Consider the following 13,631-nt stretch of genomic DNA (forward strand, 5'->3'; position numbering starts at 1 on the left):
CTAGCTTGTTTCTGACGATCCATCAGATCGGCATGGAATTGGGGAGACGGCCATGGAACTGGAACTGCCTCGGATCATCAGCGTCGACGACCACGTGATCGAGCCCGCCCACCTCTTCGACGTCTGGCTGCCGGCCAAGTACCGCGACCGCGGGCCCAAGGCGCTCACCGCCGGCATCGGCGAGCTCGCGTACACGGGCGGCAAGTACGTGATCACCATGGACCCCGACGGCCCGCCCACCGACTGGTGGATCTACGAGGACCTGAAGTTCCCGTACAAGCGCAACATCGCCGCCGTCGGCTTCGACCGCGACGACATGACGCTGGAGGGGATCACGCGGCGGGAGATGCGGCGCGGCTGCTGGGACCCCAAGGCCCGCCTCGCCGACATGGACCTCAACCACGTCGAGGCCTCGCTGTGCTTCCCGACCTTCCCGCGCTTCTGCGGGCAGACCTTCGCCGAGGCGCACGACAAGGAGGTGGCCCTGGCCTGCGTGCGCGCGTACAACGACTGGATGGTCGAGGAGTGGTGCGGCGACAGCGGCGGCCGGCTGATCCCGCTCTGCATCATCCCCCTGTGGGACATCGACCTGGCGGTCGCGGAGATCCGGCGCAACGCCGCCCGGGGCGTCCGGGCGGTGACCTTCTCCGAGATCCCGACCTACCTGGGACTGCCGTCGATCCACTCCGGCTACTGGGACCCCTTCTTCGCCGTCTGCCAGGAAACCGGCACCGTGATCAACATGCACATCGGGTCCAGCTCCCAGATGCCCGCCGCCTCCCCCGACGCGCCGCCCGCCGTGCAGGCCTCGCTCAGCTTCAACAATGCGATGGCCTCGATGATGGACTTCCTCTTCAGCGGGGTGCTGGTCAAGTTCCCGACGCTCAAACTGGCGTACAGCGAAGGGCAGATGGGCTGGATCCCCTACGCCCTGGAGCGCGCCGACGACGTCTGGGAGGAGCACCGCGCCTGGGGCGGGGTGCGCGACCTGATCCCCGAGCCGCCGTCCACGTACTACTACCGGCAGATGTTCTGTTGCTTCTTCCGCGACAAGCACGGGATCGCCTCGCTGGACGTCGTCGGGCGCGACAACGCGACCTTCGAGACCGACTACCCGCACGTCGACTCGACCTTCCCGCACACCAAGGAGGTCGCCCTCGACCACGTGAAGGGCCTGGACGACGAGACGATCTACAAGCTGATGCGCGGCAACGCCATCCGCATGCTCGGCCTCGACCTGGACAAGGACCGGGGCATGGACCGGGCCAAGGACCGGGGCAAGCAGTGGACCTGACCTACACCGAGGAGGAGCAGGAGTTCCGGGCGCGGCTGCGCGAATGGCTCGGCAAGGTGCTCCCCGAGCTGCCCGCCAAGCCGTCCCCGGACGACTGGCCGGGCCGGCGCGCGTACGACCTCGGCTGGCAGCGCAGGCTGTACGAGGCCGGGTACGCGGGCCTGCACTGGCCGGTGGACGCGGGCGGGCGCGGGGCCACCCCGACGCAGCACCTGATCTTCCTGGAGGAGACGGAGCGTGCGGGGGCCCCGTACGTCGGCGCGAACTTCGTCGGGCTGCTGCACGCCGGCCCGACCATCGCCGCCGAGGGCACCGCGGAGCAGCGGGCGCGCTGGCTGCCGCCGGTGCTGCGCGGCGAAGAGGTGTGGTGCCAGGGGTTCAGCGAGCCGGACGCGGGCTCCGACCTGGCCTCCCTGCGTACGCGGGCGGTCCGCGACGGCGACGAGTACGTGGTCACCGGGTCGAAGATCTGGACCTCGCACGCGGAGGTCGCCGACTGGTGCGAGCTGCTGGTGCGGACCGATCCGGGGGCGGCGAAACACCGGGGGATCTCCTGGCTGGCGATGCCGATGGATGCGCCCGGGGTCACCGTACGGCCGCTGCGCACGCTCGCCGGGTCGACGGAGTTCGCGGAGATGTTCCTCGACGAGGTACGGGTCCCGGTCGCCAACCGGGTCGGGGCGGAGAACGACGGCTGGCGGGTCACCATGGTCACGCTGTCCTTCGAGCGGGGCACCGCCTTCGTCGGCGAGGTCGTCGCCTGCCGCCGCACCCTGGGCGAGCTGGCCCGTACCGCCAAGGCGAACGGGCGCTGGGACGACCCGGTGCTGCGGCGCAGGCTGGGGCGGCTGTACGGGGAGTTCGGCGCGCTGTGGCGGCTCACGCAGTGGAACGTCAGCGAGGCGCAGCGCGCCGGCGGGGTGCCCGGCATCGGCGGCTCCGTCTTCAAGCTCGCCTACTCGCACGCGCGCCAGGAGCTGTACGACGCGGCGGCGGAGGTGCTGGGCGCCGCGTCCCTGTCGCTGGAGGAGGAGTGGACCCTGGACCGGCTCTCGTCCCTCTCCTACACGATCGCGGCGGGCACCTCGCAGATCCAGCGGAACATCGTCGCCGAGCGGATCCTCGGCCTCCCGAAGGGCCGGTGAGGGGCGTGGACTTCCAGCCGACGGAGGAGCAGCGGGACCTGCGGGCGGGCGTACGGGACCTGCTGGCGGGCCGGTACGGGCGCGAGGCGCTGCGGAAGTCGGTGGACGCGGGGCCAGGTTCTTCCGTGGACCGTGCCCTGTGGCGGGAACTGGGGGCGGCGGGCTTCTTCGCGCTGCGCCTGCCCGAGTCCGACGGGGGTGTGGGGCTGGGGCTGCCGGAGGCGGTGCTCGTCTTCGAAGAGGCCGGGCGGGTGCTGCTGCCGGGGCCGCTGGTGGCCACGCACCTGGCCGCCGGGGTGGTCCCGGGGGCGGCGCAGGGCACGGCGGTGGTGACGGCCTGCGACCTGGGCGGGGACCTGGTGACGTACCTGGGGGAGGCGGACGCGCTCCTGGGCGCGTCGGCGCTGCCCGCCGGCGTACCGGTCCGCTCGGCGGACCCGCTGACGCCGCTGCACCGGGTGTCTTCGTACCAGGACGTGTCCTCGTACCGCTCGGAGGGGGCGCTCCTCACGGCGGCGCTCCAGGTCGGCAGCGCGCTGCGGACGGTGGAGCTGGCGGTGCGGTACGCGGGGGAGCGCGAGCAGTTCGGGCAGCCGATCGGGGCGTTCCAGGCGGTGAAGCACCTGTGCGCGCGGATGCTGGTACGGGCGGAGGTGGCCCGTACGGCGGTGTACGCGGCGGCCGTGACGGGGGATCCGGGAGAGGTGGCGGCGGCGAAGCTCCTGGCGGACGAGGCCGCGGTACGGGGCGCCAGGGACTGCCTGCAGGTCCACGGCGGGATGGGCTTCACGTGGGAGGCGGACGTGCACCTGCACCTGAAGCGGGCGTGGGTGCGGGCCGAGCAGTGGCGGACGGCGGGGGAGGCGGAGGAGGTGCTGGCGGCGGAACTGCTCTCTTCCGCCCGGTAGCCGACTGTCACAAGGGGGCAAGGGAGGCTACGGGTAGGACGGCGGAGGACGCATGTCCGATTACAGAGAGTTGATATCGGTTTGTGTCCTTCGCTCGCCCCCGTGCGGCCCGGACGCGGGGGCCTGCTCCGGTACGCTCCCACGATGCGAGCGGTTGAGCGGCGCGGGCGTCGCACAGTATGCACCACGCCTACTCCTTCGCGCGGGAATATGCCCGAAGCGGTTGTTGTGGTGACTGTACGTCAACCATGCTGCTCGGCAAGGGGATCACACTGGGTGATCCCGTCCTGTCGCGAGGCGAAGTGTCCGCCGGTTCGGATGGTGTGAGCGGTGCAGGTGCTTCAGGTTCAGCTGGAAGTGGGAGCGGACCCCGCCGAGGTCGGCCGGGCCCGCCGGTGGGCCCGGTCCCGGTTGGCCGGGTCGGGCATAGGGGACGACGAGCCGCTCGCCGAGACGCTGATCCTGCTGATCTCCGAGCTGGTCACGAACGCGGTCGTGCACACGGGCTGTCCGGCCGTCCTGCGGATGCTGTTCGGCGGCCCGGGGGTCCGGGTCGAGGTGGCCGACGCGAGCGACCGAGCCCCGGCCCGCCGACGGGCGGCCGGCGACGACACGGGCGGGCGCGGCCTGGAACTGGTGGACGGCCTGGCGGACCGCTGGGGCTGGCAGCGCGAGGGCGCGGGCAAGCGGATCTGGTGCGAGATCGACCGCGCGGCGAAATCGACGTCGGACTGCGCCACGGACGGCCCGTCGAAAATTCACCCCTCCGCACGGGAACCACACGTGTACCTCTAACGAGGTGTTGACGTTCCGTCACATCTTGATCACCCTGGTGTGGAGCGATTCGACGCGAGGGGACGCCAAGGACCCACCTTGACGAGTGCGGGTCGCGGGGTGGCGGCCGCGGTGCCGCGCTCGGGGCGTGCACGCGCGCCGCCGCCACCCGCAGTTCTTCTGGCCGGGGTGCGGCCTGTGGATGCGAGGGGTTGTCCCGGCCCACTCGCTGCGGCGATCTGAGCGACGGCGGGGTCTCTCTATTTTTCGGCTTGATCGATTCGGTCGAGCATCTGAATTACGATTTCGAGGAGCTCTGCATCCGTGACGTCGCCGACCTCTCGAAGGCTTGGATCGATCGGATATTCGTCCAGCGCGTAGAAGACTTGGTTGAGGCATCGAGAAAGATGCTCGCCGGTGCGCTCCTCCTCTTTCAGGGCTTTCCTTCGCGAGTCCAGCCATAGTTTGGCGAACTTCTCCGGCTGGATCTCATCGCGAGACAATTCCCTCATGAGGTGCAATTGCTGTCCGGTTGCCGAATCCGCAGGAACCTCTGCAGCACTCTTCCACTGCCTCTGGCGAGCTGCAGTCCTGTCGTAAGGCTGAGCCCTCGAACCATCGGAATCCCTTGGATCGCCGTCCCTCGCCGTCACCATAGCCACCCTTTTTCAACAATGTCGGAGAACTGCCCGTCGCTTAGGCGGTATGCGCTCCAGAATTTTCCGTCCGGACGCAGCATTACCATCTTCAGAGAGTTTGGGTCGATGAATCCAATGGCTGCGTCTCCGGCCTTCCGGTAGTGAAACCTGTATATCTTGGTATCGGGTTCCAGTATGTGCTTTCGTAGCGCTTCCTCGAAGAGCTTGAGGTTCTTGCCGTTCAGGTTTCCAGGGTTGTCGAGGAAGTCGCCCGCATGGGCGTGATATTTCTTGCTCATTGTCTTCTGGCTTGAGAAGTCGGCCTTTTCTTCCCATTTTTCCTTCGGGCACGGGCTGAGCCCCAAGGAATCCGACCACGTGTGCGGGTTGTGGACGTACGTGGCCGGGTTCGGGGCCGGGGTGAGGCCCAGGGGGTCCGGGGAGAGGTAGCGGGCCGTTTCGGGGTCGTACGTGCGGAAGTAGTTGTGGTGGAGGCCGGACTCGGGGTCAAAGTACTGGCCCGGGAAGCGGAGGGGGGTGTAGGCGGTGGCGTTGCGGGTCCACGTCGTGGAGCCCCAGAGGGTGGAGCGGGCGCGCCAGGCGATGGTGCCGGACTCGTCGACCAGTTCCCTCGGGGTGCCGATGAGGTCCGTGACGATGGCGAAGAAGCGGTCGTCGGTGGTGCCGAGGACGCGTTCCGCCTGGGTGAGGGGGTGGAGGCCGTGGTGGGTCCAGGTGAGGGTGACCGGGCCGGTGGTCTCCTCGCACAGGGTGGTGCCGTCCCACGTGAAGAGGGTTTCCTCCGCCACCTCGCCCGTGGGGGCGAGGCGTTGTTTGGCCGTGCGGCGGGAGAGGGCGTCGTAGCGGTAGCGCCAGCGCGTGCCGTCGGGGGTGGTGACCCCGGTCATGCGGTCTTCCGCGTCCCACTCGTAGCGCCAGGTGTCCGGCTTGCGGGAGAGGCGGGTCAGCCGGCGCAGGACGACCCGGCCGAGCGCGTCGTGTTCGTAGCGGATCGCGCCGGCGCGGGTGATGCGGGTGCCGGAGTAGGTCCGGGCGCCTTGGGACTCGGCGCCCGGGTGGCGGGTGGGCCACGAGGCTGACGTCTGGTTGCCGGCGTCGTCGTAGGCGTAGCGCTCCGACCAGTTGGCGGCGTCCACCGCCGAGACCCGGGTCGCCGCGTCCAGGGTGAAGGTGCGGGGACCGGCGAGCGCGTCGTCGATCGCGGTGAGGGCGCCGTCGGCGCGGTAGCTGTAGCCGCGGCGCTGGAGGGTGCGGCCGTCCTGGCCGACGAGGTGCTGGTCGGTGAGGCGCCCCAGCGGGTCGTACGCCTGCACCAGGTCGAGGTCCGAGCCGATGGTGCGGGTGAGCTCCCGGCCCGCCGCGTCGCGCTCGAAGGTGATCGTGCGGCCCGAGGTCGTCAGCTGGGTGCGGCGGCCGACCGGGTCGTGCGTCCAGTGGGACCGGGCGCCCGTGGGCGTGGTGCGGCCGGTGCGGCGGCCCAGCGTGTCGTAGGTGTAGGAGAGCGTGCGGCCGTCCACCGTCTCCGAGATCAGGCGCCCGTACGTGTCGCGCTGACGGGTCAGGGCCGTGCCGTCCGGCGAGACCGCCCGGGCAAGCTCGTCGAAGGCGTCGTACGCGTACGACGTGACGCCGTCCGCCGTGTGCTTGCGGAGGATCTGGGCGAGGGCGTTGTGCTCGTACGTGGTCGTCGCGCCGAGTGCGTTCGTACGGGATGCCAGGCGGCCGGCCGCGTCGTACCCGTAGGTCAGGGTGCGGTCGTCGAAGTCGGTCTCGGAGACGAGGCGGCCCGCCGGGTCGTAGGCGTAGGTCCAGGTCAGGCCCTGGGGATTGGTGACCTTGGTGAGGCGCAGCTCGGTGTCGTGGGTGAAGGAGTGGCGCACGCCGTCCGGGCCGGTGCGGGCCGTGAGGAGGTCGAAGTCGCCGTACTCCGAGAGCGTCACCCCGCCCACCGGGTCGGTGTGGCTGGTGCAGTTGCCCTCGCCGTCGTACGTCCAGGACTCCGTGCCGCCGTCGGGGGTGTCCCGCCGGAGCAGGCGGCCCTCCACGCTCCAGGTGAGGCGCGTGGTGTGGCCGAGGGGGTCGGTGACGGCGGTCGGGCGGCCGAAGGCGTCGCGGGTGTAGCGGGTCGTCGCGCCGAGGGGGTCGGTGACCTCGACGAGGAGGCCCGCCGGGTCGCAGCGGACCGTGGTGACCGCGCCCAGGGCGTCCGTCGCCGAGGCCAGGTGGCCGCGGGTGTCGTAGGTGAAGCGGGTCGTGGCGCCGGACGGATCGGTCGCGGAGGTGAGGTTGCCGAGGGCGTCGTACGTCGAGTGCGTGACCCGGCCGTCCGGGCGGACCACCTTGACCGGCAGGCCCAGCGCGTCGTACTCGGCGCGCACTTCGCGGCCGTCCGGGCGGAGCACCGTGGTGAGCCGCCCCTGCTCGTCGTAGACGTAGCGGGTCGTGTGGCCCAGCGGGTCCGTACGGGTCAGCAGGCGGTTGTACGCGTCGTGCGCGAGGTGGGTGGTGGCGCCCGTGGCGTCGGTCTCGGCCGTGATCTGGGCGCGGTCGTTGACCAGGAAGCGGGTCTCGTTGCCGAGGGAGTCGGTGTAGGTGGTGAAGCCGTCCCCGTAGGCGAAGCGGACGTTCAGGTGGCCGTTGGTGCCGGACTGGGCGATGCAGCGGTGCTGGTCGTCGTAGACGTAGTCGAAGTGACGGTCGTTGGTGTCGGTCCAGGAGGTGATGCGGCCGAGTGCGTCGTAGCCGAAGCGCAGGGGACGGCCGGAGGAGTTGGTGACGTGGGTGAGGTGGCCGTCCGTGTAGGCGTAGCGGAGGATGTCGGTGCCGTCGGCGAGGGACAGGCCGGTGATGCGGCCCTCGGACGATGCGAGGCGCAGCTCGTAGCCGCCGCTGTGGGACAGGGCCGTCGGGGTACCGGACTCGTCGTAGGTGAAGGTGATCCAGGCGCCGCCCCGGTCGTCGAGCTGGGTGAGGAGGCCCTCGTCCGTGAAGTGGCGGACGTGGCCGGATTCCGGGTCGGTGACCGTGTATCCGCCGTCCGCGTCGAGGGTGAGCGGCCAGCGCTGGCCGTGGCCCGGAAGTACGGGGGTCCCGGGCTCGGGATGCGGGTAGACGAGCAGGCTGCCGTCCTCGCGTACGAGGATCACGCCTTCCTCGTCGATCTCCAGGCGCTGGTCGACCGTGGACGCCCAGGTCGGGCCGAACCAGCGGCCCGCGCGGTACGAGGACTCGAACGTCCGGGTGAACACGAGCGGCAGCGAGCCCGGGAGGACCAGGTCGGTCTGCGGCAGCACCATCCGGCCCGTCGCCACGTCGACGGGGTCGCCCTCGCACTTCAGGTCGGCCTTGCGGCGGGCCGCCGCCTCGGCCTCGGCCTTCGCGGCCGCCCGCGCGGCTTCCTTGCTCGCTGCGCTCTCCGCCGCGTTCCCGGCGAGCCGCACCCCGGTCCGGGCAGCGCCGAAGCCCTTGGTGCCGACCATGTCGGGGAGGAGGCGGCCCCAGAATTCGCTGGGGTCCTTCAGGAAGGAGTCGATCACCGGGCCGGGGATGCGCTCGGGGTGGGACGCGGTGGAGACGAGGCCGGCCAGCGTCATGTTGAGGTGCTGCCCGAACTCGGCCGGGTGCGTCAGGTTGTACGGGTCCAGCGGGTTCAGGCCGCGCCCGAAGTTCAGTACGCCGGCGGTGCCCTTGGCCACCCCGCCCACGAAGTGGTTGAGCTCGACGGCCTGAGCGCCCAGGTGGTCGGACAGCCCGGCCATGAGCTGCTGCGACGGCGGGGGCTCGGCCGGGGCGTGCTCCAAGGCGGCCTTGAGGGTGCGTTCGGCCGTCGCCGCGGCGTCGTCGCGCTGCTTGCGGGCCTCGTTCAGGATCTCCCTGGCCCGCTTGCGGGCCGGCTCACCCGGGTCGGCGCCCTCCACCGGCTTCGGGCCGGGATCGCCGCCGGCCTTCGACGCGGCCTCGTGGGCGGCTCGGTAGGCCTCCTCGTTCTTGAGGTGGGCTTGGTGAGCGTCCTTCGACGCCTTCACCGCCGCCTTGTGGAGATCGATGGCCTCCTGGGCCTGCTTCTGCGCCCATTCCACCGTCTCCGCGTACCGGGTGAGCGCGCCGCTCGCCGACTCGCAGGCATCGGAGGCGTGCAGCCACTCGGTGGGGTGCATCGCGAACTTCTCGCGGAAGGCGTCGGCGGCCTGCCCCTTCCACTGGTCCGAGTCGAGGGCCTTCATGCCCTGGCCGACCCGGTCGAAGGCCGTTGCGAAGTCCGTGAAGTGCTTGGCCGATTCGCGTATCGCGGAAGGCGAGCCGTGGACCAGCTCGTTCGCCTGCTCGCTCTCGTCGAGCTCCTGCTCCCGTACCGAGGCGCCGAGACGGGAGGCGACGCCGTCGCCGAAGTCCTCGACCTTGTCAGCCCAGTCGTGTGCGCCGGCATGGTCGAGCAAGCCGCCGACCTCGTCGGTGGCCCTGTCGATGCCGTGGCCGACGGCCTTCGTGGCCGAATCGACCTTCTCCTCGATCTTGCCGAGGCCCTTGTCGACCAGGCGTCCCCAGTCCGTCATCGGCCTTCACCACCCGGCTGCTCCTCGGGTGCCGGGCCGACCATGTCGTCCACCAGGCCGTCCATGTCGTCCCGCAGCCCGGCGGCGTCGAGCATCTGGTTGGACAGGAGGAAGTCGGAGCTGTTCACGTCACGGACGGCGGTCTTCCAGGCCTCGTTGCCCTGCTGCGCGGACCGGTCGAAGGACTCCCGGCTGTAATCCGCGTCCCTGACCTGGGTGTAGGGATTGTCCGAGAGGACCTCGCCCCAGTCCTTGTCGATGACGTCCTGCTCGGAGGCGTACGGATTGCCCATCGCCGCGTTCGTCACCACCTTGAAGCTGCCCTGGATGTACTGGTCCTGCTCGTGCATCACACCCGCCGACAGCCCCACGTTCCACGCGAAGGCGTTGCCCTGCTGCACCAGCGAGCGGACGCCCCAGCCCCAGCGCTCACAGAAGGTGCCCAGCGTGGACGTCAGACCCTCGTGCCCGGTCTGCATCCCGGTGAGCGCCAGGTCGGAGAAGCCGCCGCCCATGCTCGCCGCGCCCACCGACCCGAGCTCCTTCAGCTGGGCCAGGCTGTCCGTGATGCCCTGCGCGATCTGCCCCAGTGCCTGCTTCGAGACATCGAGGTCCGCGCCGTCCCCGCTCATGCCGACACCTGCCCGTCGAGGGCGGCCGCGGCAGGAACGATTCCGCGCATCGGGGGGAACGCCATGCCGTCGGGGCCGCAGCGTCGAGCGCGACCCCGCACGGGAAGTCCAGCGCCGGTATCACCTCGTCCAACAGCCGCGCACCGATCACCCGCCGGTACGTCCACTCCCGCGCGGCCTCGCCCCGCGCCACGGCGAAGCGGCTCAGCGCCTCCTCGTCCGAGAATGCGCAGATCCAGTCCAGGCCGCCGAGTTGGGCCGTCCAGAGCCCGCCCCGCTCGTCCATCGGTACGAGCGCCACCCGACTGCGGAAGTCCGCCAGCCGTGCCGCGGCCGTCTCCCGTGCCGCCGCCACGGAATCGGCCGCGGCCGTAGCCGTAGCCGTAGCCGTAGCCGTAGCTCCGGTTGCGACAGCACCCGGAGCTGCGGCCGCGCGATCGGTCGCCCCCGCCCGCAGCTGAGCCCACTCCTCGTCAAACCCCACCAAGACCCCCCGGTACGCCCCCGTCATACGAACAGACCTTCGCATGATCTTTGCGTACTGGCGAGTTGCATTGTTCGGGAGTGCACACATCAAGCCAGGCGGGAACTTGGCTAGTGGCTGCGCTGCGTACGCCGCCACGTCGGGCGTGGCATTGCGGCAGCAATCGGGATGGCCGCGGTGGCGGCCGGCCGGATGGTTCAGTTCTGAGCCAGCGCGAGGCGGATGCGGCGGCGCTCCAGGTCGATGTCGAGGAGGGTGACGAGGACTTCGTCCCCCACCTTCGCCACGGGATCCGCCTTGCCGCCGGCGGTCGGGTCGGGGTGGTGGAGCAGGCCCTCGACACCCGGTGCCAGCCGGATGAACAGCCCGAAGGGGACCGACTTGGTGACCAGGCCCACGATGGTGTCGCCCACGCGGTGGGTGTCCGCGAACAGTCGCCAGGGGTCGGGGTGGAGTGCCTTGAGGGACAGGCTCACTTGCTCGTCCCCGAAGTCGACGTGGAGGACCTGGGCGCAGATCTTCCGGCCGATCGGGGCGACTTCGTCCACCGAATCGAAGTGCTCCCAGGACATCTCGGGAACGCGCAGGAAGCCGAGGGCCCAGCCCTGCGGGTGGTCGAGGTCCACGTACACCCCGACGTCGTTCAGTCCGCTCGACACCACACCCGTGACCGCGTCCCCGACCCGCAATGAGTGCAGCAGGGCCTGCCGTTCGTCGGCCGGGGTCGGGTTGGTGCGCCAGCGGGCCCGTACGACGCCGTCGGTGTCCGGCAGTACGCCGGCGAGCAGCGGGCGGTGCTCGGTCGAGCGCAGGGGGACCAGTGCGGCACGCCGCCCCGGGCCGTCGCCGATGGACGGGTACGTGGTGTCCGTTCGGCCCATCCAGGGCTCGGCGACACGGGCCGGGCGGATGTGGCCGTCGGCCTCCTGCTGGACGAGCAGCATGAGGTGCTGGGTGCGCTCGGTGCGCTCGGCGCGCTCGGTGTTCCGCAGGGCGGTGCGGACCGCGTCGATGTCCTCGGTCAGGTCCGGCCAGACCGCCATCCGGGCCCGCGGGGTCAGCCCCGTACGCACCGCGGCGATCTGCGAGGCGTCGGTCAGGCGGTGCCAGCGGTGGGCGTTGGCCGCATGGCGCTCCTCCAGCAGGACACCGCCGCGCTCGGCGACGAGCGTGTGGAGGCGGGTCCAGAAGGTGGCGACCGCCGGGGGCTGCGGGTCGGCCTCGTCGAGGAGGGGGTCGTACGGGGACCGCTCGACCGGTACGACGGTCAGCCCGAGACGGCGGGCCCGCGCGGCGGTCTCCTCGGACGGGCGGTCGGTGCCGATGTAGATGTCGTCCCGCTGCCCGATGTGGAGGAAGAACCCGCTCTCGCCACGCAGCCGGCACCAGGCGCCCTGACGCAGCACCATGGCCCGCAGCAGTCCCAGTCCGGTGGCGAGCGGGACGCGCGCCCCGTCGTGGTAGCCGGACAGGTCCGGTGGGAAGAGCCCGGCGAGCCCGTGCCCGCCCCATCTCCCGCGCTCGGAATGGGAGAAGAATCCCGCCACCATCGGGTTGTCGATCACCAGGTGGTCGGCCCCGGCCTCCAGGGCGAAGTCGGCCGCCGCCGCGACGCAGGCGGCCGCCACCCCTTCCCGGGAGCCGGGAGGGATGGCCGTGCCGCCGTGCCCCGCCGACGTACGGTCGGCGGGGTCGGCGGGGTCGGCGGGGTCGGCGTGCGGGGTGAGCCGATACACGGAGGGCGTCATGCCGAGGGCTAGCCGTCCGTGCAGATCACGTCGTACGGGCGGCCGACCGCCATGGTCAGCTGCATGGGCTCCGTGGTTCCCGACGGGCACTCGCTCTTCTGCTTGACGAGGCCGAGCACCTTGTATGTGCCCGAGCCGCCCGTGGCGCAGGCGACCTCCTGGGCCTGGTCGGTGACGCAGTCGCCCTTCACCAGCTGTCCGCCGCCGGCGCCCGGGTCGCCGGGGTGGTCGTTGGAGAGGTTCCGGCCGCAGACCGTGTTGGTGGGGATGCCGCCCTTTTTGCTGCTGCCGTAGGAGATGCTCACCTGGATCACCAGGTCGGTGCCGGACGGGCACTGGATCGACCCGGGGAAGATGCTGGCGTCCTTGATGTCGATGGCCTTGAAGGTGGCGCCGGAGGCGGTGCACTTCTGCGGGCGGTACCCGTCGGGCTTGTTGTCCGGGTCGGGGCCGCCGCAGTCGCCGACCTTCCACGAGCTGGAGGTGTCGGAGGAGGACTCCGGGTTTCCGGGGTCGGAGGGCTTGGCGGAGGGGGAAGCCGACGCGGTGGCGGACGCGGAGGGCTTGTCGTCGTCCTTGCCGAGCAGCCTGGAGGCGCCGTAGATCCCGCCGATGATCAGGGCGAGGACCACGAAGGCGACGATGCCGCCGCCCGAACGGCGCCTGGGGGCCTGGGGCGGCGTGACCTGGTACGGGTTTGCCATCGCTCCTCCTGGGGGCGGTGGTTGGGGACTGTGGGTGACGCGGTGGACGGGCTTGCGCGAGCGGCGTTGCGCGAGCGGCGTTGCGCGAGCGGGGTTGCGCGGACGGTGACGCGTCATGGACACCTCATGGTTCCAGGTGCGGGGCGCGCGCGTGCCGGTCGGCCCCCGGAGTTACTGCGTACTCCCCTCGGTCAACTAGGCCGGGATCTGGCCTAGTTGGCGCCTACAGTCGGGCTTGGTCGTGAGGGTGTGCGGCCAGGACTCGAAATCCGTGGCGGCGAAGGAGCGGACAGGCATGTTGCGAGGACTCACCACCGTCAGTTTTTGGGCTGCCGACCTGGATGCGGCGAAGCGCTGGTACTCCGAACTGCTGAGCATCGAGCCGTACTTCGAACGCCCGGGCTACGCCGAGTTCCGGTTGGGCGACTACCAGCACGAACTGGGCCTGATCGACAGCCGCTACGCGCCCGGCGGCCCGGCGGCCGGACCGGAAGCCCCGGGCGGGCCGGTCGGGGCGGGCGGCGCGGTCGTGTACTGGCACGTGGACGACGTACAGGCGGTCTTCGAGAAGCTGCTGTCGATGGGGGCGAAGGAGTACGAGGGCCCCGTGGAGCGCGGGCCTGGGTTCGTCACCGCCTCGGTGGTCGACCCCTTCGGCAACGTGCTGGGCGTCATGTACAACGCGCACTACGTGGAGATCCTGGGCGGTACGGGAGCGGCGGACGCCTGA

Annotated in this window: 10 protein-coding genes; 5 read left to right on the forward strand and 5 right to left on the reverse strand. The window is 70.9% G+C overall.

Annotated features, from left to right (window positions below):
• The first annotated feature begins 52 nt into the window (after nucleotides 1–52).
• From ACZ45T_RS30105 to ACZ45T_RS30120, 4 genes are all read left to right on the forward strand, one after another.
• Nucleotides 53–1,294 carry an amidohydrolase family protein gene (locus tag ACZ45T_RS30105; protein ID WP_468446789.1) on the forward strand — a complete coding sequence of 414 codons (1,242 nt, stop codon included), beginning with the start codon at nucleotides 53–55 and terminating at the stop codon, nucleotides 1,292–1,294.
• Nucleotides 1,285–2,439: an acyl-CoA dehydrogenase gene (locus tag ACZ45T_RS30110; protein WP_468446791.1), complete on the forward strand. Its 1,155-nt coding sequence runs from the start codon at nucleotides 1,285–1,287 to the stop codon at nucleotides 2,437–2,439. Before ACZ45T_RS30105 ends, ACZ45T_RS30110 begins: the two co-directional genes overlap by 10 nt.
• 5 nt (nucleotides 2,440–2,444) lie before the next feature.
• Nucleotides 2,445–3,347 carry an acyl-CoA dehydrogenase family protein gene (locus ACZ45T_RS30115; protein WP_468446793.1) on the forward strand — a complete coding sequence of 301 codons (903 nt, stop codon included), beginning with the start codon at nucleotides 2,445–2,447 and terminating at the stop codon, nucleotides 3,345–3,347.
• Nucleotides 3,348–3,677: 330 nt separating this feature from the next.
• Nucleotides 3,678–4,142, forward strand: coding sequence for an ATP-binding protein (locus ACZ45T_RS30120; RefSeq protein ID WP_468446795.1), 465 nt, complete (start codon nucleotides 3,678–3,680; stop codon nucleotides 4,140–4,142).
• Between the two features lie 239 nt (nucleotides 4,143–4,381).
• Here the strand turns inward: ACZ45T_RS30120 and ACZ45T_RS30125 are convergent, their stop codons facing one another.
• From ACZ45T_RS30125 to ACZ45T_RS30145, 5 genes are all read right to left on the reverse strand, one after another.
• Nucleotides 4,382–4,777 carry a colicin immunity domain-containing protein gene (locus tag ACZ45T_RS30125; RefSeq protein WP_468446892.1) on the reverse strand — a complete coding sequence of 132 codons (396 nt, stop codon included), beginning with the start codon at nucleotides 4,775–4,777 and terminating at the stop codon, nucleotides 4,382–4,384.
• Nucleotides 4,771–9,333, reverse strand: a complete 4,563-nt coding sequence (locus ACZ45T_RS30130; protein WP_468446797.1) for a putative T7SS-secreted protein — start codon at nucleotides 9,331–9,333, stop codon at nucleotides 4,771–4,773. The genes ACZ45T_RS30125 and ACZ45T_RS30130 overlap by 7 nt, the downstream gene beginning before the upstream one ends.
• A complete protein-coding gene (locus ACZ45T_RS30135; protein ID WP_468446799.1) occupies nucleotides 9,330–9,965 on the reverse strand; it encodes a hypothetical protein in 636 nt (211 codons plus the stop codon). Before ACZ45T_RS30135 ends, ACZ45T_RS30130 begins: the two co-directional genes overlap by 4 nt.
• Before the next feature lie 681 nt (nucleotides 9,966–10,646).
• Nucleotides 10,647–12,197: a S1 RNA-binding domain-containing protein gene (locus ACZ45T_RS30140; RefSeq protein ID WP_468446801.1), complete on the reverse strand. Its 1,551-nt coding sequence runs from the start codon at nucleotides 12,195–12,197 to the stop codon at nucleotides 10,647–10,649.
• A gap of 8 nt (nucleotides 12,198–12,205) precedes the next feature.
• The gene (locus tag ACZ45T_RS30145; protein ID WP_468446803.1) at nucleotides 12,206–12,901 is read right to left on the reverse strand and encodes a hypothetical protein; all 696 of its coding nucleotides are present in this window, start codon (nucleotides 12,899–12,901) and stop codon (nucleotides 12,206–12,208) included.
• A 295-nt stretch (nucleotides 12,902–13,196) separates the two neighbouring features.
• On the opposite strand from ACZ45T_RS30145, the gene ACZ45T_RS30150 reads away from it, so the two are divergent.
• Nucleotides 13,197–13,631, forward strand: a complete 435-nt coding sequence (locus ACZ45T_RS30150) for a VOC family protein (protein ID WP_468446805.1) — start codon at nucleotides 13,197–13,199, stop codon at nucleotides 13,629–13,631.

The organism is Streptomyces sp. NPDC030995 (assembly GCF_055571215.1).